The organism is Streptomyces sp. NPDC047000, from assembly GCF_040644295.1.
In the GTDB taxonomy this organism is placed as follows: domain Bacteria; phylum Actinomycetota; class Actinomycetes; order Streptomycetales; family Streptomycetaceae; genus Streptomyces.
Genome location: NZ_JBEYWE010000026.1, coordinates 26,055 through 47,011, shown reverse-complemented (window position 1 = coordinate 47,011; position 20,957 = coordinate 26,055). Strand labels below are relative to the sequence as shown.

Genomic DNA, 20,957 nt, shown 5'->3' with positions numbered 1-20,957 from the left:
GGGCACCCTGGAAGGGTGCACCGGTCTCGGAACTCGCATGCAAGTGACGGCGTCCGCCATGCACGCAGCAACTCGCTGAAACCGCTCGCCCCGCGGACTCCACCCAGGATTCTCGCACCTTCGGCTATCCTCCGAAAGGTTCCCCAGGGTAGTGCAGGGCCCGCCGGAGCCGGCTTCGCCCCACGGCCGGGCGACAACTCGCCGGGCGAAGTCCCGTGTTCTCCTCCCCGTACGCCGATGGTGCCCGACGGCCTTCTCGGATTCTCGAAGGAGCATAAATTGCGTGTGCATGAGCCTGTCCGACGGCGCCCGCAACTGACGGGGTTTCGCGCAGTAGCAACAGTTGCGGTGTCCGCGGCCCTCGTCATGCCCCTTGCCGCGACCCCGTCGAGTGCGAACACGATCCACGAGAGCGCGGCGGTCCACGAGAGCGCAGCCGCCGGCCCTCGGACCCTCTCGGCGGTCCGACAGGACGGCACTGCGGAGACACGCGCTCATCTGCACGATTTGGCAAGGAAGTTGGTGGAAGAAGGAGTGCCTGGGGTGATCGTGCGGGTGGACGACGGTCACGGCAGGCCCATCGAGATCTCCGAGCAGGCCGCCTGGACGAAGAAGGACCATCGGCTCAGAGCGGACGACGAGGTGCGAGAAGCGTCCAACACCAAGACGGTGATGGCCACCCTCGTCCTGCAACTGGTCGCTGAGCACAGACTCGCCCTCACCGACCCGGTCGACAAGTGGCTGCCCGGCCAGGTGCGCAACGGCAGGGCGATCACCCTGCGCATGCTGCTCAACCACACCAGTGGGTTGTTCGACTACACCGAGGACCCCGCCCTCGTCCCGGCCCTCACCGGCCGGGACTCCCGCGTATGGACGTCGACGGAAATCCTGAGCCTGGTGAGCGGACACCCGGCACTGTTCGAGCCCGGCACCGAGTGGTCGTACAGCAACACCAACTACATCGCGATCGGCGCCGTCCTGGAGAAGGTCACCGGTAAGAACCTTGCGGCGCTGGTGCGGGACCGGATCGCCGGACCCCTGGGGCTCCGGCACACCTTCTACGCCACCGGCTCCACCTGGCACGACCGGCACGCGCACGGCTACGAACCTGACGCCGCCCACATGCCACCGGACGTCCCCGACGAGTTCAGGAACTACGCCGGACCGCAGCACGACGACCACGTGGACGTCACCGGCGACTACGTCACGGCCGACGGAGCGGATGCGGCGATCGTGTCCACCGCCGGTGACTGGTCCCGTTTCTACGGCGCACTGATGTCGGGCCGCCTGCTGCCCGCCGCCCAACTGGCCGAGATGCGCACCACCGTGCCGGAGGACGGGCCAGGAGACCCGGACGAGCTCGGCTACGGGTTGGGCATCGAGACGGCGAAGACCTCCTGTGGCACGGTCTGGGACCACGTCGGCGTCGTCCCGGGCTATGCGACCTACAACGTCACCGACTCCACCGGCCATCGCACGGCCGCCTTCTTCTTTGCCACATCCACTCTCAACAAGCAGGCGCACCGGACCGGCGCGGCCCTGATGGACGCGGTCAACTGCGCCATGTTCGACTGACCTGCGCATGTCCGTGGGAGCCGCCGCCGGATCACGATACGAAACGCCTACCGGTAGTTCGTCGAGTCCGGCAGTAGAGGCCGATGCCGTGTCCGGTGGTGACCGCGTCGATCAGGTCCTGGAGCTCGGCGGGCGGGATCCGTGTCCGTCCATACTCGCCACCACCGGCTGAGGGTGACGGCGGGGGCGAGCCAGGAACGGATGGCTCGTAAGGCTGGCTTCGTTCACGTGAAGTAGCAGCGTTTGATCAGCAGTTTGAGCAGCAGTTGACGATCTTGAGTGCTGCAGATGCTCACGAGGAATTGACGTCGCCGTGGTGCGGTACCCCTGGAGTGCGGCAGAAGCGGTCCGTTCTTGATCACCGGTCGTCAGAATCCCGGCGTTCGGATGCTGCCGATGGGCTGGAAGGCCAAGCCATGGACGATGACCGCTGGGCCGACCGGCCGGAACGGTGGGTCGGCACGGACTGCGACGTGCGGGCGGTCGTCAGCGCGATCCCGCGGGAGGCCAAGGACGGCTTCAGGTACGACGAGGTCCCCTGGCAGCGGTTCCGCCACTTCCACGGCCCGGGCGAGGAGATCCCCGACCTGCTCGCCACACTCGCGTCCCAGGACGCCGAAGCTGCCGACAGGGCCTTGCGGCAGCTCTGGACGTGTCTTCACCATCAGGGCAGCACGATCGCGGTGGGAGCACTGGCGGTACCGTTCCTGCTCCGGATCGCGGCGACCGCGCGCCCCGAACTCCGAGCCCGAACCCTTCGCCTGATCGCCGAGATCGGCCGGTGTCAGCACATGGGGGACGGATCGCGGGAAGGCCTGCTCCAGGTCGCCGAGGAGCCGTTGATGATCGAGGGCAGCACGATGTGCCCGGTGGACTGGACGATCCAGGCCGCCCGTCAGGCCGTCACGGACGACCTGCACCTTCTGCTCCCGCTTCTCTCCGACCCCGACCCCGAGGTCCGCTCCGTGACCGCCTACGTCCTGGCGGCGGCGGCCGACGGGCTTTCACACGTCTCCTCTGCTCTGCAGTCCAGGCTGGCGGAGGAAGACGATGCGGTAGTCCGGGTGAGCCTGGTCCTGGCGATCGCCCAACTCGCCCGCGAACATCAGGATGAACATGCTCCCAGGTGGGCCCGGGGCCTGTGGTCGGATCCCGGGCGACCGCCCGAGGTCCGCATCGGCGCCGGCCCGGCCTGGCTGTGCCTCGTCACCGGCCCCGCCCCCGACGAGCTCCGCGCCCTCCTCACCGACCATGGCACCCGTCAATACGATGGCCTGCTCCAGCCGGTGCCATGGCTCACCTGGATCGACCCCACCGGCGTCGGGCTGCGCAGTTGCATCGACGAAATGCTCACGGCGAACGTCCCCGAAACAGTGCTTGACGATCCTTGGGGTGGAGGACCAGCAAGCTGAACCATGCAGCGGTCAGACGGCTTCGGCGAGCACTTCGGTCCGCGCCCGGGTCGCGGCGAGGCGGTAGGAGTCGGTGCCGGTCTCGATGATGGTGCCGTTGAAGGTCAGGCGGTCGACGATAGCCGCACAGAGGCGGGGTCGGCGAAGGTCCTGGACCAGCCATGACGGGCTCGCGGGTTCAGCACGGTGACCATCGACAACGACATCGGCCTGCCGGAGCGAACCCTCGCGGCTCTGGGCCGACCCGCGTGGATCGACCGGGTGTTCGGCGACCTCGCGGTGAAGGGCCGGGCGACGTCGACCCGGCGCGGGTATGTGCAGATCTTCAAGGAGTTCCACTGTCCCGGGCGGCGGCACCGGGCACGGACGACTGAAGTCGCTTGCACTCTCTGACGGCGGATCATCGACTTCAGGCACGTCTACCGGGCCACTGGGGATCGGCCGAGCGACAGACCGCGCCTGCGCGCCGATCTTGACGGGGCGGATGCCGACGTTCACCCACCCCGGTGTTCCTGGGCGGCCAGGAGCGGGCGGGGCTCAGGGGCGGACGGCCGCGACCAGTTCGTCGGTCGTCACCACCCGGGCGAAGCCCCCGCCGTGCAGCGAGACGGCACTCGCCCGGGCCAGTTCGTCGGCCGTCAGGCACCAGCCGTTCGGGCCGGTCAGATCGAAGGTGTGGGTGGCGTCGAGGGCGACCAGCACGTCGTAGCCGAGGTTGCCGCCCATGCGGGCGGTGGTCTCCACGCACATGTTGGTCTGGATGCCGGCCAGTACGACCTGGGTGATATCTGCCGCTTCGAACCAGTCGTCAAGGTCGGGGGTGCCGTAGAACGCCGAGTTCACGGACTTGGTGACGAGCAGCTCCGGCCCGCCGCCCTTGCCGCGCCGCTCCTCGACGTACGTCTTGAAGTCGTTGCCCTCGTACCCGGTCCGCAACGGCGAGCCGGGCTTGTCGGAGTCGTGTCGTACGAAGACGACCGGCCGGTTCGTGTCCTGCCAGGCCGCGATCAGGGAGGCGATGTTCTCGTCGGCGGCCGGATTGTTGCGCGGGCCCCAGAACTCCCGTTCGTCGAAGCCCTTCTGCACGTCCACCACTACCAGCGCCGTGTTCTGTGTGATCTCCATGTTCACGATCCTGCCGTCCAACCAGCAGGTTTCACAGAAGGCGGAAAGACAGCGATCGATGGTTTACTGCCAGGATGACCCGACCGGCACCGGCCCACCGCATCGCCCTGCTCGCTTTCCCCGGCATCCGCGCTTTCGACGTCTCGGTAATCACCGAGGTGTGGGGCGCGGACCGCACCGACCGCGGGGTGCCCGCGTTCGAGCTGCGCCGGGTGGCCGCGGGCCCCGAACCGGTACCGCTGCGCGGCGGGCTCGCGCTCGCCCCGGACCGCACCCTCGCCTGGCTGCCCCGCGCCGAGCTGATCCTGGTGCCGGGCCTGGACGACCATGACACCCCGGCGCCCGAGCCGGTCCTGGCGGCACTGCGCCGCGCCCACGTCCGGGGCACCACCATCGCTGCGCTGTGCGGCGGTGCCTTCACGCTTGCCCAGGCGGGACTGCTGGACGGCCGCCGCGCGCTGACCCACTGGGCGCTGACCGATCTGCTGCGGGCCCGGCACCCACGGGTGCGGGTCGAGCCGGACGCCCTGTTCATAGAGGACGGCAATCTGTGGACGTCCGCCGGCACTGCCGCCGGCATCGATCTGTGTCTGCACCTGGTACGCACCGCGCACGGCGCGGAAGCGGCCGCGACGGTCGCCCGGTCCATGGTCACTGCGCCCTTCCGGACCGGTACCCAGGCCCAGTTCATCGAGCACCCGACCCCGCACGCCGACCGCGACGCGGACGTGCTGGCCCAGGTACGCACCTTTGCTCTGGCGCATCTCGGCGAGCCGCTCACCGTGTCCGCGCTCGCCGCGCGTGCCGGGATGTCGCGACGTTCCTTCGCCCGCCACTTCGCTGCGGCCACCGGAACCACTCCGCTGCGCTGGCTTCTGGACCACCGCATCGCGGCGGCCCAGAAACTCCTCGAACGCACCGATCTGCCCATGCCGGAGATCGCCCGCCGGTCCGGTTTCGGCAGCGAGGTCACCATGCGCCAGCACTTCGCATCCCGGCTGGCGACCAGCCCGCGCGCCTACCGGGCGTCGTTCGCTGCACCGGACGGGCCCAGCAGATAGCGGGGCAAGGAGGTCCCCGGAAATCCGGTCCTGGCTGCGATCCGGCTGGAAGCGGGGCTGACGATCCTGCGGGAGCGTCAGGGTGAGCTCGGCGATCCGCCGCCCACCGCCGGACCGGCGCAGGCCGAACGTGCAGACCCCGGTCGAGATCATCTGGTTGCTCTCGCCGGTGTTCCTCGTCTGCACCAGACAGGCCCGCACTTCAGCGGTGGTGGCGTCCATCGTCGTGACCACCGCATTGTCCAGGTGGTGCCGCACCCTTCCGGTCCGGGCCGTGCGCCCGTCACGGATGAAGTCGAGCACCGCCGTGCCTCCGGCGACCGGGCCGAGCACTCCCTGCCCGGGCATCGTGAAGGTCCAGGTGATGTCTTCGGCCAGGACAGCTTCCGCCTCGGGCGCATTCAGCTGGTCCAAGAGGTGGGCGTACTTCGCGACCGCCTGCTGGAGTTCGGCGATCACGAGACCACCCTCAGCACGATCTTGCCTTGGATGTGGCCCTGCGCGGCCCGCATGTGTGCGCCGGCCGCCTCGGACAGCGAGTAAGTGCTGTCCACTCCGACCTGGAGCTTGCCCTCGTCGAACAGGCGCCCGATCTCGGCGAGTTGGGGGCCGTTGGACCGTACCTGAATGTTCGAGACTGTGATGCCCAGACGCGCCGTCTCTTCCGGGTCGTACTGGGCGAAGAACACCGGAAGCATGCTGCCGCCGCGCTTGAGCACGGTCAGGAAGCGTGAACTGTCCGGGCCGCCAACGGTGTCGATCACCAGATCGACGCCGCTGACCACGTCCGCGGCCTGCGTCGTGGTGTAGTCGATGCACTCATCGGCGCCGAGCTTGCGCAGGAACTGCTCGTGCCGGCCCGAGGCCACCGCGATGACGTGTGCCCCCTTCCATTTCGCCAGTTGCACCGCGAAGTGGCCCACTCCACCGGCGGCCCCATTGACCAGCACGGTCATCCCTGGCGTGATCGGCACCGGCTGGTGCACCTGGCCGGTGAAAGGAGACGGCACGTCGTGGCCGAGATCAACCAGGTACTGCCAGGCCGTAAGCACAGCCATCGGCGCCCCAGCCGCCTGCACGTGGTCGATACCGGCCGGCTTGTGCGCCAAGTCCGAAGCCCGCGCGGCCACGTACTCGGCGTACGTCCGGCCGTCGAATCCGGGGAACCGCAGCATGCCAAGGACCTCGTCGCCGACGGCGAACCCCGGCACGTCCGGAGCGACCGCCTCCACCACACCCGACATGTCCGTTCCAGGAATCAGGGGGAACTCCAGCGCCGGCCTCATCTCTGCCGGCATGACCTTCATCCCCTCACGCAGGTACCAATCCGGCGGGTTGATGCCCACGGCGTGCACCCGGACGAGCACCTCGCCCGGGCCGATCTCGGGAACCGGCACCTCGTCGTACTGCAGAACTTCCGGCCCGCCCGCTTCGTGGAACTGAATCGCCTTCATCACACCTGTCGCTTTCTCGGGGAAACGTTGCATCTTCAGTCAAGGCCCAGGACGGCATGACAGTCCAAGGCCGGTTCGGCAACCCGGTCATTCCGAAACAGCATGACGCGTACGCTGCAAGGGTGAACGATCTCGGGCAGGACCTGGAACTGCGGCTGGTGCGCTACTTCACCGTGGTGGCGGCACACCAGCACTTCGGCCGGGCCGCCGGCGAATTGCACGTGGCCCAGCCGGCGCTGAGCCGCCAGATTCAACGGCTCGAGAAACATCTCGGCACACGACTGCTGGACCGCACCCCCCAGGGCACCCGGCTCACTCCGGCCGGCCAGACGTTCCTCCCCCGGGCCCGAGCCCTGCTGCAGGCCGCCCGCCAGGCAGAGCTGGCCGTACGTGAACAAGCCCAGACCGAACGAATCGCCATCGGCTACGTCGAAGACCTGGTGGTCACTGCCGCCGTACGGGAACTGCGCCGCCGTTACCCGGACGCCGAGATCACCACCCGGCATCTGAGCTGCCGCGACGTCAGAGCACTCTCCGACAAGCGCGTCGACGCCCTGATCACGCGAGCCCCGCTGCCACTCGACGCCGACGACCTGTTCACCACCCCGCTGTACGAGGAGCCCCGGATGCTCGTGGTCCCGCGCGGCCATCCCTTGGCCGACCGCGCGTCGGTGACCGCGGAAGAACTGGCCGGCGAAGAAGCGGCGCAGTGCGCGTTCGAGACCGCAGACTGGGCTTCCTACCGAATCCTCGGGGCCGGCGTGCCGCCGGTCGAGAGCTACGAGGACAAGCTCGAACTCGTCGCGAGTGGCGAGGCGATCGCCGTGCTACCGGTCGGCGACCGGCGCAGTTCACTGCGTCCCGACCTCGTCACCGTCCCGATCGAGGGCGCTCCCCCCAGCCAGGTCGTCCTGATCAGCCGCAAGGGCGACCCGAATCCGATGATCAGGAATCTCCGGCTTGCCGCCAAAGCCGTCCTGACCGGGACCGGGCCGACGATGACCATGAGCGGCAGATCTACCAGGGCGTCCGAGTAGAGTTCCGCCGACTCGCCGCAGGCTGAACACCGCTCGCCGCAGGAACTGCCCGTCTTGTCGCCGCCCCCTCTCGAGAAACGACAACGGCCTGTGCTCTCCTCGTAGGGAACACTGCATCCTGAGGAGTCTGCGGCGCTGGCGCGCGAGCAGCACGCAACCACGGCCCGGCCCGGTCACGTCAGCGAGGGCAAGCATTCGGACCAGTTCTCGCCGGCGAGCGTGGCCCAGCGGTCGGATGTCTTGGGGCGGATGCCGAGCAGGCCGGCGACGACCACGGGCGGCAGATCTACCAGGGCGTCCATCATGGCGGCGTTCCGAGCCGCGCGGACGGGCAGACCGTGGTGTCTCAGGGGGCCAGCGAGATCGAGGGGGGTTACGCGGGCGTCCAGGGTTTTGGCCTGACAGGGGGTATCTGTGCCCGGTCGTGGTGCTGTTCCGGGGTGTGCTGTGCCGGAGCTGACCCTCGATGAGACGGGCGAGCTTCGGGGGGAGCACGAAGGGGCGCTGTTCGACCGTCAGGGAGGTGTTCTCCTGGTCGCGTCGGATGTGGTCAGCGGTGAGCTCGACGATGCGGGTGAGGGGAGGACATACAGGGTCCATCGCATGATCGAGGTCTGTCCGGGTCCACGCTGTGAGGCCGAGGGCGGTCAGGGGTCTGCGGCAGTCGCGGGCGGTGCGGCGTAGGGCGGCGGCGATGTCGGTGCGGCCATCCGCACCGTGTTCGCCCAGCCCGGCCAGGACGCCGTCCGCCGTCCGCCCGACACGGCCGCCGACATGCTCGGAGCACAATTCCCGCAGGTCAAGCAGACGCTCCTGAAAGCCAAGGACGACCTCACGGCTCCCAAGGAGCCGGGGCGCGCTCAGTAACTCCCACTCCGGATCGGTGAGTTCATGACGACAAGTCACCCCACCACGATCCACCATTCGATGATCTCTGAAGACGGGCCCCAGGGTGCCCGGGCCGAGGCTCCCAGTCCATGGCGGTCCGGCGGACGCCGCCCGGAACCGCGCACTCGGTCACATCACTGCGGCGATGTGTCGCCGTCCCGTTCCACGGTGGTGGAGACACCGGCCGGTCCCTGTGGAGGCAGGGCCTGGTTCTCGGGCACGTCCTCCTTCTTGGGATGGTGGGTGCCCCGCGGCGGGCCCGCCCAGCTCGCGAAGTCGTCGTCGAGTTCGTCGTAGTCGGCGGCGTCAGGCTGCGTCATCGGCGTCTCCTCGGGTGTCGCGGCGCGGTTCGTGGAATTCCAGGAGGTCGACGTCGGCGGCCCGGACGTACAACCCGGCCGTGCCGCTCATCCGTGGTCCGAAGGTGCCGTCCGGCTCCATCCGGTACTGGGACTCCAGGTAGAGGTCACCGGGCTGCGGATAGGCGGAGGCACGCGAGCGCGTTCCGTACCAGCCGCCGGCCCAACCGCCGTTCTTCAGCCGGACCCGGACGAAACACGCCCCGCGGTCCCGGAAGAGAGCGTCCCACGCGGTGGGGGTCCCCTCGTGCACGGCGGCGCGCCGGCGCCGGATCCAGTACGCCTCCGCCCACGCCACCAGCGTCGGCACGACGACGACGAGAAACAGCAGCCACAGCCCGGCCTCCCGCGGCTGCTCGGCGACACCGGTCAGAGGCCGCTTCCCCCCGCCCCGCAGCAGCCGTATCAGGTGGGGACCGACGGCGATCAGATATGCGGCGTCGAGCAGGACTCCGACGGCGAGGGCGTGCACAAAGCGGTTGTTCACCTCCTGCTCGGCCTCGCGGATCCCGAGGAGCCGCTCCCTCGCGAAGAGGTAGGAGGTGCCGGGCAGAACCAGCAGCACCAGGATCGCGAGTTGCTGAACGGTACTTGGTGTCATGGTCCGCTCCCCCGCTCGCGCGCGCTGACGGCCGCGTTCCGGGCCAGTGTGCTCAGTGCGGCGAGGTCCAGATGATAGGCGCGGGTCTTCACCCACTCGGCCGGGGACGGCTTGATCAGCTCCACTTCCCGCCCGGCCCGCTTCATCAGCTCGATCGTCGCCGGCTCGTCGTCCTCGTGGAAGGCGAGCCGGGCGCCTACGAGCAGGAGGAATGCCGCCAGCAGGCGTTCCCGGGGCCGGGCGCGCCGCTCCAGCAGGGCCAGGGCACGGGAGAAGCACGTCCTCGTGCGCGGCACGATGCCCCGCAACGCGCTCTCCACACCGTCGTCGACCAGAGCGCGCACCTCGCGCAGGACACCGGGGCCGAGCGGCGGCGCGTCCGCCGGGTCCCCGATGCGCCGGTCCGCCTCCAGCAGGAGCCGGGTCGTCTCCCGACGCATCGACCGGGCACCCCCGAGCGACTCGGTCAGCACCAGAACCCGGTCCAGGACGGCGATCGCGTCCGCCACCTGTCCACGGTCGAGGAGCGCCTCCCCGAGCAACCGGGAGGCCCGTGCGGTTTCCGGCTGCCGGTCCGCCGCCTCGAAGACGGCACGGCACTCCTGGAGGAAGGCGAACTCGGCCTCCCCGGTCGGCCGCCCGGCCTCCAGCGCCAGTAAGGCGTTCGCACCGGCCTTGAACAGCGTCTCCTCGTCGCGGCCACGGCGTGCGTGCGTCCAGCTCTCGAGATACGCGGCGAGGCCCTGTTCGAGGTCACCTGCCTGGCTGTGGGCGACCCCGAGGTTGAGCAGGACGTGGCCGAGCAGTGCCGGGTCGTCCGCCACCCGGCCCCTGGCGATCCGCTGCGCCCGCAGCCCTGCGGCGAAGGCCTCGTCGTAGCGTTCCTCCTGGGCGTAAGCCAGGCAGAGCGAGCCCAGTGTGGAGGCCACCTCCCTGTCCGAGAGCGTGCGCCGGACGGCCGGGGTGTCGACGAGCGCGAAGAGCGCGACCCGTTCGTAGGCGGGCATGTGCAGGAAGTCGGCCGCGGTCGTGTCCGGCGCCTCGGTCATCATGCCCCCACCATGCTGAAGGGTGCCCACAGGAAGGGGTGCCGGAAGGGACGCGCCGGGACACGGCGGGACATCAGCCGCCGGCGGATCTCGGCCGGGAGCCAGTCCAGGCCCAGCAGTTCAGGCACGGTGGCCGAGCGCAGCCACAACTGGGCCCACCGCAGAGCGCGTGCGGGTGATTCGGCGACGCCGGGCGGTGTGCCGTACGGGGGCGGCTCGACGCCGTGGCCGAGCAGCCGCCGGTAGAACGCGATCATCAACAGCACGGCTGCGGTGTCGTTCGTCCTCCAGCGCGTGCAGACGACGCCTGCTCCGCCGGCCAGCAGGATGCCGGTCGGCAGCCCGATCGCCTCGTCCGGCAGGCGGGAGTCGACGAGCCCGGTCTCACAGGCCGACAGGGTCACCAGCCGGGCCCGCTCCAGCGGCCGGGGACGTGCGTTCAGCAGGTCTGCCAGGGTGATGCGCTCGCCGTCGAGGTCGAGCCCGGAGGCGAGCGGATCGGTCGGGTCGTAGGCGCCGTGGCATGCCAGATGGACGTGGCTGCCGCCGGACAGCGCGGCGACCAGGTCCCCTTTTGTGCACGCGTCCTCCGCCCCGGGCGGACCGCCGGTGACGTCCCGGCTCTCCCCCACCTCGGCGAACAGCCGGCGCAGCGTCTCCACCTCCTGCGCGGCGAGCAGTCCTCTGTCCTGGCCCGGGGTGGACGCCGCCACGAGAAGGGGTTCCGACAGCGGTGCCGCGGCCCGGTGTCTGGCCGCGAGGAGCAGTCGCACCGACGGTGCGTACGCGACCGCACAGGTCGCAAGCAGCGGCTCGCCCGTCGAAGGAAGGTGCGCGGCGTGCAGGGGCAGATGGGCGGTAGGGCCACAGGCGATCACGACCACGCCGGTCGCCGTGCCGAGCGCCTCGGCGACCGGTCCGATCAGCTCCTCCCCGAGCCGCGGGAGCAGCTTCCGCAGCTCCCCTCCCTTCCCGGCCACGGTTGCGGCGAAGGCGTCGGCCAGTGCACGGGCGTCCGCGGCGGTCAGCGTGGACTCCACGGCTTCGACGCGGGGCCCGGGATCGCTCTCGTGCCGGACGATCAGGGACAGACTCCCGTTCTTCGTCGCGGCGATGTAGCAGAGCGGCTCTCCCGGTCGTGCGGCCCCCAGGATGTCGGCCCGTGTCGTCTCCCGCAGGAAGGACCCCATACCCGGCAGCGTCCTGACCCGAGCCAGGGCGGCGGCCAGCTCCGCCCTGGCTTCGTCGAGGACTCCGCCCAGCTCGTACTCGGCCGCCTCCAAGTCCCGCCCGCCGTCCCGCAGGGCTCCCTGCCGGCTCAGCTCACGGTTACGGGCCTCCAGGGTCTGTACCGTTTCGGCGGCTCGCACGTAGGCGGTGTGGGTCTTCGGGTCCGTCTGCGCCAGCCGGTGAAGCTGGTCGTGATCCGGTGACAGGGCCAGATTGAAGTTGCGTGTTCTGCCCCGCTCCAGGCAGTGCAGCGCCTCTTCCGACCGGCCCGCGCGAGCGAGTGCGTAGGCGGCTCGCTGATGCAGATCCCCGGCCGAGTTCAGCCGCAGCTCACGCGAGGAGCTCACCAGGCAGGCGCGGAAGAGCTGTTCGTCCGCCTCTACGGCCTGCTGGTACGCGTCGGCCGCCGCGGACCATTCGGTCCGTTCCGCGAGAGCGTCACCGAGCTGTTCTGCCGCGGTTCGCAGCAGGTCGCTGTGACCGTGGGCACGGTCCATCGCTTCCCGCAGAACGGACAGCTCCTGCTCACGAAGTTCGTCCTCCCGCGAGGGGTCCAGCTTGCTGCAGACCCGGCACGCCTTCGCCAAGGAGACGAGCTGAAAGCAGAGTTCGAACCTGGTCGGGAGACCCTCGTAGGCGGCGACGGCGTCTTCGATGTACCCCAGCCCCCGCCGTGCCCCGGCGGCAGGATTTTCCGCCTCGCCTCTCTCGGCCCGCTCGAGCAGGGCCCAGCCGAGCTTGGACATGCTGCGTGCCCACAGGTGGGGAGCGGTGTCCCTGCGGCGGTTCACGAGGGCGGTCTCGTGGCACCGGATCTCCTCGTCGTACTCGCCGAGTTCGCCTGCGACGACGGCCAGCTTGTCGTAGGTGCTGGAGGCCTCGCCGAGGTCGCCGACCCGCTCGTAGACGGCGAGCGCCCGCAGCAGGTGCTCGCGTGCGCGAAGGCCGTTCTCCCGGCTGTCGCCGCGCATTCTCTTGCTGAGTGAGACCGCCAGTCGGGCCTGCGTGTTGGCCCACTGTTCGGGGTCGGTCTCTTCCGATTCGCAGGCGTCCAGCTGCTCGTACAGCCGCACCACGTGTTCCCTGTTGACGGCCGGGTCGCCTTGTTGCCGTACGTTGTACGCGCCGGCGAGGAAGCTCTGGGCGTCGCACCAGAGCTCCTTGTCCCGGGCGCGGTCGAGCCGGGCGACGACCGGTTCCAGCAGGCCGATGGCCTCTTCGATCTGGCCGGGTGCGGACTGAGTGCCCTGATCGATCAGCACCTTCGCCAGCTCACTGTGGACACGTGCCCACGTCCCGGCATCGCGCTCCGGCTCTGTCTCTTCCAGAGCCGCCCGCAGGTGCCGGACGGCCAGCTCCTGGTTGGCGTCAACGTCGCCCGTGTAACGCTGGCCATAGGCGCGTGCCAGCTCGTATCGCGCTATGGCCCAGCCCTGCGGGTCCTCCTCCCTCGAAATGCTGCGCGCTCTGCGCAGCAGCAGGCCGATGGCCCGTTCCAGGCCGATGACGTCCCGACCGCGGTTCCCACTGCTCAGCATCATGCCCAGCGTCATCTCCAGGTCGCCCCGCAACTCGGGCTGGTCACGGTCGCCCAACAGCTCCAGCGCCCGCTCCGCCAGACGCGCCAGCTCCTCCGTGAGCGGCCTGTCGCTCAGGGACCGGCCGAGCCCGGCACGCCCGGACGCCACCAATTCGGCGCCGATCCGCAGCACTTCAGGCGGTGCTGGCGAGCGCCGGGGCTTGACCCTGCACATGCGCGGCCCTCCGTCTGCCGGGGCGCCGCGCGCAGTCGGCGCCAGCACTCCCCGTGCCGCGTCGAACGGCACGGACAGGACACCGGAGTTCTCCGCCTCCTCCGCACTCACCGGCCCCAGCCTGTCGAGCAGCGCCTCCACGTAGAGCTTCTTGTCGGCCTCGTCCTGCTCGGGCGGGGTGCGAGGCGGATAGAAGTAGACCAACTGCCCGGTCGCTTCGCCGCGGTACACCAACAGCGGGAAGAACCGGGCCTTCCTCGCGCCGCAGGAGGGACAAGTGACCGACGGCACGTTGCCCTTGATCACTCCTTGCACCAAGTCGGGCCGCGCCAGGGCGTCGACGACCATGTACGTGTTGTCCTGGACGCCTTCGCCGCACCTGCGGCACTGCCAATCGTGCCTGATCCGAACCGAGTAGTTCACCGGCCCCCAACCGACGTCGCACGCTCCGAGTGAGGACCCCCTCCCCGTGCGCACCGGAGGTCCTCGGGGTGCAGCCGCCGAACCGCAGACGCACCGTCACCCGCTGCCCCCACTGTAGGGACACACAGTGACAGCCGCCGCGTGAACCCGTGATTCCGCCATCGGGCACCTCGCGCGGGCTCCCGGTGTCTCGGTTGTGCCAGGACGCCTCAGGCATGAACTGCCCCCCAGGCTGGTGGCGTTGCCAGCCGTTGCCGTTCGCTTCCGGCGGCAGGAAGTTCCTGATCACCACGTCCGTCAACCTGGGCACCACCGCGGCGCAATGAGAAGCCGCCATCGTGGTCTTTGCTGGTCAGCGAGGCTGGCGTGACGTTCGGGTGGGGTGCTCGCGCTGATCGGGAGCGTGATCGTTGACGCGTGATCGTCCGTCACCGCTGTACTTCGGTGGTCGCCAGGACGAGCAGGGCCCGCAGGAGGGTGGTCGCGTGCCGGGCGTTCATGCGGAGCTTGGTCAGGATTCTGCCAGGTCTTGAGGTTGGCGAAGCCGTGTTCGTTCGCGGCACGTTCCCGGCTGACCAGGCGGTTCGCTTCCTTCTCGGCGGCGGTGAGGCGGTGGTTGCGGGTTGCTTTGCGGCCGGTGATGATCACTGGGTCGTCGTCGGGCTTGTCGTCCAGACCGACGAAGCCCAGGTCAGCCAGGGCCCCGAGCCCGGCCTCCCGCAGATGCCGGGTGATCTTGTCGTGGCGGGAGGCGGTGATCTCGCTGGAGCCGCCGGGCCTGGCCGCGGATATCCGGATCAGGTTGCCCTTCTCATCGGTAAGTGCGAGAGACAGCAGGCCATGAGCCTTGCTCTTGCCGCTGCAGTTCTTCCGGTTGTCCCTCCCGGTGCGGCGTCGGGCGCGGATGAGGGTGCCGTCCAGCAGAACCACGACCCCGCCGCAGCGGGCGATCTTCTTCAGCGCGCGGTCCAGGCGCGGGGAGCGGGCGGCGAGGAGTTCGATCACTTCCTGGACCCGGCGGCGGATGGTGGAGGCGGACACGTCGTTGCCGCCGGCCATATCGGAAAGGCGCTGGTCATGGCGGAGCACGGCGAGCACGATGATCGCCTGGGTGCCGGGGCCGGTCCTGCGCCGGCGGGAGCGCATCCGGTGACGACGGCGACGTATGAGACCGGCGACGAGGTCGATGGTCCGTTTCGACAGTGGGAGGCGGACCTGGTGGACAACGTCGTGAGAGCCCTCGGCGGACTGGTTTGTCTTCACGCACTCACCAACTCCCGCCGGGGGTCGTCGTGCTACGGCAGGAATCGGCCGCTCCGCTGCAGTCTTCGCCGGTCAGCGCGGCAGGTGGCGGCCGGATCCGGTCCGGGCCAGCCAGCCCCGGTCGGAGAGTTCGCGCAGCTGACCGCGGACCGGCTCGACCTTGCCCGGTGTGGTTTCACGGCCCAGGGCGATCGCGGCATCCCTGGCCATCACCGGCCCGCTCGCGCCGGCCACGATCGCCATGATCCGCTGATACTCCGGCGTAAGGACCTCCGCCCCCATACCCTCCGTCCGCTCCGGCACCAGCCGCATCCCACCCGCACCCGGCCCGACCACCACCTTCTCCGGCTCCGGCCCCGGCTCCGGCTCCGGCTCCGGCTCCGGCTCCGGCTCCGGCTCCACAATGCGCGACGACTGCCGGCCGCCGTCGGTCGCCTCGGCCCACTGTCCGAACACCACCTCGGCGGCTTCCAGCCGGGCCACCTCGGCATCGATCCCGGCCAGCTCCTTGCGCAGCAGTTCGGCACGTTCCGCCAGCTCAGCCCGTCGCTCGACCGTCCAGGTCAGCACGTCCGTCGTGAACATCCCTCCCGCCGCAGAACCTAGCGGCAGCCCAAGTCCCCCGTACGAGAAGGACAGAGGCCACCCGTGACGGATGATCACGTGCTACCGATCTCCATCCCAACCAGCACGAGCGCCTCTACGAGACGTCACACCAGCCCCGCTGACCAGCAAAGACCACAATGGCGGCTTCTTACTGCACTGCGCGTTCCAAAGCATGCTGATGATCGGAAACCCACTGATACGCCCTTTGAACCTCTCTCACGACCCCAGCGTCACGAAGCCTGACCATGGCGACGTCACCCGCATCGGCCTCGGTCTCGATGCCCCGCCAGCACCGGTCCTGCCACCACAGGACCGTGGCTACAAGACGTTGCCGGTCCGACAGCTCGTAGCCGTCGGCGATCAACCTCATGCGGCGGCCCGCCTCACCGACGTCGGTCACAGCAGGGCCGAGACCCAGGTACTGCCAGCAGACATGAGCGATGTCATGGATCCGGGCGCCGGGCGCCGCCAGGTCCCAGTCGATGAATGCCGCCGGCCGAAGCGAGCCGCCGACCAGCCGGTAGACCGTGTTCTTGGGCGACAGATCGTTGTGACAGACGACCTCGTGGTCTCCGGCCAGTCGGGTACCGGCCGTCAGGTCGTGGAACTCGCGCGCGAGCCGGGCGACCGCCCCCAGGCTCTCGTCCGACGACACCGCAGCAGGCTGTCGCGGTTCCCACGCCACATGGCCATCCAGGTAACTGAGCACTTCGCGGCCCTTTTCGTCCACACCGAGATACCGCGGAGCTCCGCTCCAGTCACCGGCTTCGAGCAATCTCAGCAGATCACCCACGAACTTCGCGCGAGCAGACGCTGGACGGCGCACCGTGTCGCCGACACGAACGACGGCATTGATGAAACCTCCGGGCAAGGACGACTCAGGCATCCCTCCACCCTGCCCGATCGTCACCTCGAATTCTCAGTGACTTGCGGCTTCCCCACGCCCATGGGAGCGCTGCCCGCCCGCCTGAAGCGGACGCGCTCCCGCCCGGACATCGCCGGTGAGGTACTGCGCCTCAAGTGCACGGCGATGAGCCTCGACCCCAACGCGAAGTTCTATGACCGCACGCCACTCCTTGCCCACCGCCGCTGGCTCCGTCCTCGGTACACCGGTGGTCTCGAAGGGCCGCGCATCGCGGAGGGAGAACCGTCACGACGCTTCAGCCGAAACCCCCAGCCGGTGAGTGAGCAGGTCAGAGCCCTTGGCCGGCCATGGCGGCCGGCCAAGGGCCGCGCCGGCACCCCGTCCTTGGTCCCGGCGGGTCAGCGCTTCTGCTCCACCCGCACCCAGTCCACCTCCGCCTGCACTCCCCCTGCCGCGATCCTGTCGACGCTGGACTGCGGCAGACCCCAGTAGGGGCTCGTGACCTGGTTCCAGCCGGCCGGGTAGGCGCCGCCGAGGGCGAGGTTCAGGATGACGTACTGGTTGTGGTCGTAGACCCACTGGCCCCGGGTCGATTCGAGCTTGTTGCGCGTCGTCTCCTGGACGAGGCGGTCGTCCACAGAGAAGCGCATCGTCGTCGGTGTCCACTCGACGGCGTACGTGTGCCACTGGTCGGCCGTACCGCCGTTCGGGTATGTCTGGCGGGCGCCGATGTTGCCGTCCGCCGAGTAACCCGGCCCGTGCAGGGAGGTGCTCGTCCAGTCCGGGTAGCCGATGTTCTCCATGATGTCGGTCTCGCCGGAGGCGGGCCAGGACACGGACGGATCGTCGACGTTGCTGCCCAGCAGCCAGAAGGCGGGCCAGAAGCCGTCGCCGACCGGGAGTTTCATCCGAGCGCTGACCCGGCCGTAGGTGAAGTCGAAGTGCGTGTTGGTGTCGATGCGGCCGGATGTGAAGTCGTAGGTGCCGCCGCCCGCCCGGGTGCAGCCCTTGCAGTACTTCGCCCCGAGGAGCAAAGAGCCGTTCTGTGTGCGGACATTGTCCGTCGAGTCGACGTACGCCTGCGACTCACCGTTGACCGGGCCCATCTCCGTGCCGGTGCGTACCACACGCCACTTGGAGCGGTCGAGCGCGATGCCGGTGAAGTCGTCGAAGAACGTCGTCTGGTACGTGCCCGGCTGGTCGCCCGGCAGCGCGGGGTAGGCCGCCGCGGCGCTGCCGCCCGTGCCCCACACCTGGAACTCGTAGAGCGAGTAGCCGAATTGGGCCGTGTAGGGAGCCGGGTTGTAGAAGGAGCGGCGCTCCTTGCCGAGCATGCGGACGTAGCGGCCTGCGACCGGGGACGGCAGCGTGACGGCGTCGTGCAGGCCCACCGCGTCCGCGGGCGACTGGACGTTCGACCGGCGCGCGGCGACCTGGTCGGCGGAGGGTTGGTAGACCGTGCGCCAGGTGTGGTTGTCGTCGGAGACCTGCAGCTGGTAGTCGACGGCATAGGCCGCCTGCCAGTACAGGTCGACGGTGTCGATGGTCGACTGTGCGCCCAGGTCAACGGCGACCCACCGGTCGGCGTTCCAGTCACTCGCCCAGCGCGTGGCGTCGTCCCTGAGGTTGGCGGGCCAGCCTCCGTCGGTGACGTACGACGGTGAAGTGCCGGCGTCCTGGTAGTAGTTCGAGTACGCGGGGTGGTTCAGGGCGAGGTCGGTCCGGGTCGTGGACGCTGGGGCGGGTTCGCCGCCGTAGACCTTGAAGTCGTAGAGCGAGTAGCCGTACGGCGTGGCGCGTTCGATGCCGCGCATCCTGACGTAGCGGCCCGTCACCTCCTGCGGGTACGTGTGTGCGGTGACCGATCCCCCGGTGCCGGCCGTCTCGGAGTAGAAGGAGGTCCAGTCGCTGCCGTTCTTCGAGACCTCCAGGACGTATCTCTTGCCGTAGGCGGCCTCCCAGTCCAGGACGACCCGGTCGATCCGGACGGTCGTGCCGAGGTCGATGCGGATCCAGGCGTCGTCGGCGAAGTTGCTGGACCAGCGGGTCGCGCCGTTGCCGTCGAAGGCGAGGCCCGGGGTGGTGCCGCCGTTCTCGCTGCCGGAAGCGGTGACGGCGGCCGGGTCTGCGGCGTAGGCGGCGGCCGCGCGGTCGGTGTCCCAGGTCGCGGCGGCGGCTGCGGGCACCGCGGCGGGCGCGGCGAACGCCGGGCCCGCGGACAGCACCGCCAGGGTGGCCAGGGCGGTCAGGAGGATGCGCGGGGTGCGGGATGGCATGCGGCTCTCCTTGGGGGAGGTGGGGATTCGCAAAATTGTCGCGTTCATGCCAATTCAGTCTTCGGGTCCGGCTGCGGGGCCGCGTACGATCTCCGCGTTCCGGTGCCCGCTGTCCGGTCCCTGATCGCGCGGACGTGAGTGCGGCGGTCGACGTGGACGAAGCCGAAGCGCTTGTCGCAGCCGTACGCCCGCTCGGAGTTGCCGGGCGGCGACCAGGCGAAGCAGTCGGCGCGGGAGGCGCCCTTGCAGGCCGCCCAGATACAGCCGGGCAGGTGCCCGACCGTGTGGTCATGGCGCTCCGTGTCGCCGATGGCGCCCTCAGGATGGGCCATGTCCGGGCGGGCGGAGCCGTTCTCGGCAATGGAGGGCTCCCGTACGCCGTACTCGTGGGAGATCGGCGCGCGGGACTCCGAGGCGCGCACGCAGCGGCCACGCGGGCGGGACGCGTGGGGTCGTCGGCGACAGCCGCCCGAAGGCAGCGGTCCGGGCCCAGCCGGTCCAGCGGGGCGGCGACCCTCGCCCCGTCGCCCGGCCGCTCGGGGAGTTGGACGACGCACCCCTCACACCGGTCGGCCGGAAAGCCGCGGTCGTGCGCGCGGTCCAGCCACCGGCAGTCGACGTGCTCGTCGTGGCGGCGGGCGACTGCCTCGTCCTCGCAACGGCCGGTGGCGGCGTACACGGTGGAGAGATTGCCGACGAGGCCGCCCTCAGCACCGGAAGGCTCGTCGAGGGTGGCCCAGTGGATGACGCGGCCGCCCAGGCGCACGGCGGCGACCGACACGTACGCGGCTGAGCGCTCGACGGTCGCGCGGTCGGGTTCGCGGTGGAGGCAGGCAGAGCGACGGCCGACGTGCGGGTGGTGTCGCCGGCCGGCAGGGAGGCGAGGACCACCTCGCCCCAGCCCTTCACGAAGGCGGATACGGCGACCGCGACGAAGCCGGATGCTGGGCATGGCTCCTGCTGTCCCTTCCCGGGAGTCGAAGCCCCGAAAGCGGCGCCGGAGTCGTCCCCATCCGGTTCCCGGACCCCCTCATGGCTTAATTTAGGACATGAGTTAATTCTAAAGAGAAACACCCGTCAAGGGATCCGGCACGGGTATCTCGCCGGGCCGGGCCAAAAAGGGCTGGGGAGAAGGAGGCCGGGTGGCGGCGCCGGGCCGCCGTACGGGTCGCGACCTGCGAGGGGAGAACCACACCGCCCTTCTGCGGCGGTCGCGTTTCGGCGGGCCCCTGAACCGCCATGCGACCGCCACCGGGGCTGGGCTCGGCTCTGCAGCCCCGGCCGCAGCACGCTGAGGGCCTGCGGATGTCCATGCCGCCGGCATGGCGCCGTCTCCCCGGTCAGCGGCAGGGGCCACGCTGCGATCCCGTTGCCGGTGTCGGGACCGAAGCACGGGCCCTGCCCGCCCTGACGGTCCCGCGCGCACGCAACCGGGGTGAGGACGTTCCCGGGTCCGGCCGCGGAGGTCAGATGATTCAGCGGGAGCGGGCCCGGGAGCCCTCGGCGTTCCTGCGGAACCAAGTCGCCAAGGAACTCTCCTCGCAGCAGGAGGGCACCTCTGAGGGTGTCCCGCCGAGCACAACACCGGGGCGTTCCATCACCTTCGGTGGCGCCAAGGCTGCCGATCGCCCGTAACCGCGACCGGGGCCTGGTGGCTCCCGGCTGGGACGGCCGTCGGGTTCCCGGAGGGGCTACGGGGCGGTTCAACGCAAGGCGTCGGCCGATCAGGTGTGACAGCCGATCGGACGACCCTCGACCCTCGCTGTGCCTGGGAGCCCGGCTGACCGGGCAGCGACGGACCGGGCTCCCGGTGGGCCCGTTCGCGCCCGCACGGCCCCCCGTATGCGGTGTCCCCCTGCGGGGCCGCGGGCCCGTCCGGCGGAGGACCGGGCGGGCCGTGGCATCCAGGGGGCCAGGGCCTGTGTGATGTCGTGATCAGCTGCCGGATTCTTCCCTCTTCGTGGGGCGGAACCCGGTAG

At 69.9% G+C, this 20,957-nt stretch carries 19 protein-coding genes and 3 pseudogenes; 7 read left to right on the top strand and 15 right to left on the bottom strand.

The genetic code is table 11. The features are described from left to right. Window positions 1-543 precede the first annotated feature (543 nt). On the top strand, window positions 544-1,575 hold the full coding sequence (locus ABZ862_RS30530; protein ID WP_360965012.1) for a serine hydrolase domain-containing protein: 1,032 nt from the start codon (window positions 544-546) through the stop codon (window positions 1,573-1,575). A gap of 332 nt (window positions 1,576-1,907) precedes the next feature. Continuing rightward, window positions 1,908-2,987 carry a hypothetical protein gene (locus ABZ862_RS30525; protein WP_360965009.1) on the top strand — a complete coding sequence of 360 codons (1,080 nt, stop codon included), beginning with the start codon at window positions 1,908-1,910 and terminating at the stop codon, window positions 2,985-2,987. A 12-nt stretch (window positions 2,988-2,999) separates the two neighbouring features. Here ABZ862_RS30525 and ABZ862_RS30520 read toward each other — a convergent pair. Then, window positions 3,000-3,148 (bottom strand): annotated as a pseudogene (locus ABZ862_RS30520) (ATP-binding protein); the annotation flags it as partial. A gap of 25 nt (window positions 3,149-3,173) precedes the next feature. On the opposite strand from ABZ862_RS30520, the gene ABZ862_RS30515 reads away from it, so the two are divergent. After that, the gene (locus tag ABZ862_RS30515; protein ID WP_360965006.1) at window positions 3,174-3,380 is read left to right on the top strand and encodes a hypothetical protein; all 207 of its coding nucleotides are present in this window, start codon (window positions 3,174-3,176) and stop codon (window positions 3,378-3,380) included. 144 nt (window positions 3,381-3,524) lie between these two features. On the opposite strand, the gene ABZ862_RS30510 is transcribed toward ABZ862_RS30515, so the two are convergent. Beyond that, window positions 3,525-4,112 (bottom strand): cysteine hydrolase family protein, encoded by a 588-nt coding sequence (locus tag ABZ862_RS30510; protein WP_360965003.1) that lies wholly within the window; start codon window positions 4,110-4,112, stop codon window positions 3,525-3,527. Window positions 4,113-4,186: 74 nt separating this feature from the next. On the opposite strand from ABZ862_RS30510, the gene ABZ862_RS30505 reads away from it, so the two are divergent. Next, window positions 4,187-5,173 (top strand): helix-turn-helix domain-containing protein, encoded by a 987-nt coding sequence (locus ABZ862_RS30505; RefSeq protein ID WP_360965000.1) that lies wholly within the window; start codon window positions 4,187-4,189, stop codon window positions 5,171-5,173. A gap of 96 nt (window positions 5,174-5,269) precedes the next feature. Here ABZ862_RS30505 and ABZ862_RS30500 read toward each other — a convergent pair. Together ABZ862_RS30500 and ABZ862_RS30495 are read right to left on the bottom strand one after the other, a co-directional pair. Next, window positions 5,270-5,632 (bottom strand): annotated as a pseudogene (locus ABZ862_RS30500) (nuclear transport factor 2 family protein); the annotation flags it as partial. Continuing rightward, on the bottom strand, window positions 5,629-6,627 hold the full coding sequence (locus ABZ862_RS30495) for an NADP-dependent oxidoreductase (RefSeq protein ID WP_360964997.1): 999 nt from the start codon (window positions 6,625-6,627) through the stop codon (window positions 5,629-5,631). The gene ABZ862_RS30495 and the pseudogene ABZ862_RS30500, both read right to left, overlap by 4 nt. 56 nt (window positions 6,628-6,683) lie before the next feature. On the opposite strand from ABZ862_RS30495, the gene ABZ862_RS30490 reads away from it, so the two are divergent. Further along, window positions 6,684-7,664 (top strand): LysR family transcriptional regulator, encoded by a 981-nt coding sequence (locus ABZ862_RS30490; RefSeq protein ID WP_360964994.1) that lies wholly within the window; start codon window positions 6,684-6,686, stop codon window positions 7,662-7,664. Window positions 7,665-7,837: 173 nt separating this feature from the next. On the opposite strand, the gene ABZ862_RS30485 is transcribed toward ABZ862_RS30490, so the two are convergent. After that, on the bottom strand, window positions 7,838-7,966 hold the full coding sequence (locus tag ABZ862_RS30485; protein ID WP_360964991.1) for a hypothetical protein: 129 nt from the start codon (window positions 7,964-7,966) through the stop codon (window positions 7,838-7,840). Window positions 7,967-8,381: 415 nt separating this feature from the next. Between ABZ862_RS30485 and ABZ862_RS30480 the strand changes: the two genes are divergently transcribed. Beyond that, a complete protein-coding gene (locus ABZ862_RS30480; RefSeq protein WP_360964988.1) occupies window positions 8,382-8,531 on the top strand; it encodes a hypothetical protein in 150 nt (49 codons plus the stop codon). A 155-nt stretch (window positions 8,532-8,686) separates the two neighbouring features. Here the strand turns inward: ABZ862_RS30480 and ABZ862_RS30475 are convergent, their stop codons facing one another. The 9 genes from ABZ862_RS30475 to ABZ862_RS30435 all read right to left on the bottom strand — a co-directional run bounded on the left by ABZ862_RS30475 (window position 8,687) and on the right by ABZ862_RS30435 (window position 19,400). Continuing rightward, window positions 8,687-8,872, bottom strand: a complete 186-nt coding sequence (locus ABZ862_RS30475; protein WP_360964985.1) for a hypothetical protein — start codon at window positions 8,870-8,872, stop codon at window positions 8,687-8,689. Further along, a complete protein-coding gene (locus ABZ862_RS30470) occupies window positions 8,859-9,512 on the bottom strand; it encodes a DUF6338 family protein (RefSeq protein WP_360964982.1) in 654 nt (217 codons plus the stop codon). Before ABZ862_RS30470 ends, ABZ862_RS30475 begins: the two co-directional genes overlap by 14 nt. Continuing rightward, the gene (locus tag ABZ862_RS30465) at window positions 9,509-10,564 is read right to left on the bottom strand and encodes a tetratricopeptide repeat protein (protein WP_360964979.1); all 1,056 of its coding nucleotides are present in this window, start codon (window positions 10,562-10,564) and stop codon (window positions 9,509-9,511) included. Before ABZ862_RS30465 ends, ABZ862_RS30470 begins: the two co-directional genes overlap by 4 nt. Next, the gene (locus ABZ862_RS30460; protein WP_360964976.1) at window positions 10,561-13,968 is read right to left on the bottom strand and encodes a CHAT domain-containing protein; all 3,408 of its coding nucleotides are present in this window, start codon (window positions 13,966-13,968) and stop codon (window positions 10,561-10,563) included. The genes ABZ862_RS30465 and ABZ862_RS30460 overlap by 4 nt, the downstream gene beginning before the upstream one ends. Window positions 13,969-14,265: 297 nt before the next feature. Continuing rightward, a complete protein-coding gene (locus ABZ862_RS30455; RefSeq protein ID WP_360964973.1) occupies window positions 14,266-15,231 on the bottom strand; it encodes a transposase family protein in 966 nt (321 codons plus the stop codon). A 72-nt stretch (window positions 15,232-15,303) separates the two neighbouring features. Then, complete coding sequence (locus ABZ862_RS30450; RefSeq protein ID WP_360964970.1) at window positions 15,304-15,894, bottom strand: hypothetical protein; 591 nt, start codon at window positions 15,892-15,894, stop codon at window positions 15,304-15,306. A 91-nt stretch (window positions 15,895-15,985) separates the two neighbouring features. Then, the gene (locus ABZ862_RS30445) at window positions 15,986-16,723 is read right to left on the bottom strand and encodes a phosphotransferase (RefSeq protein ID WP_360964967.1); all 738 of its coding nucleotides are present in this window, start codon (window positions 16,721-16,723) and stop codon (window positions 15,986-15,988) included. A 377-nt stretch (window positions 16,724-17,100) separates the two neighbouring features. Then, complete coding sequence (locus ABZ862_RS30440) at window positions 17,101-18,978, bottom strand: discoidin domain-containing protein (RefSeq protein ID WP_360964964.1); 1,878 nt, start codon at window positions 18,976-18,978, stop codon at window positions 17,101-17,103. A 44-nt stretch (window positions 18,979-19,022) separates the two neighbouring features. Then, a complete protein-coding gene (locus ABZ862_RS30435) occupies window positions 19,023-19,400 on the bottom strand; it encodes a family 1 glycosylhydrolase (RefSeq protein ID WP_360964961.1) in 378 nt (125 codons plus the stop codon). Window positions 19,401-19,522: 122 nt separating this feature from the next. On the opposite strand from ABZ862_RS30435, the gene ABZ862_RS30430 reads away from it, so the two are divergent. After that, window positions 19,523-19,771, top strand: coding sequence for a hypothetical protein (locus ABZ862_RS30430; protein WP_360965147.1), 249 nt, complete (start codon window positions 19,523-19,525; stop codon window positions 19,769-19,771). A gap of 41 nt (window positions 19,772-19,812) precedes the next feature. On the opposite strand, the pseudogene ABZ862_RS30425 reads toward ABZ862_RS30430, so the two are convergent. Beyond that, window positions 19,813-19,917 (bottom strand): annotated as a pseudogene (locus ABZ862_RS30425) (carbohydrate ABC transporter permease); the annotation flags it as partial. Window positions 19,918-20,957 lie beyond the last annotated feature (1,040 nt).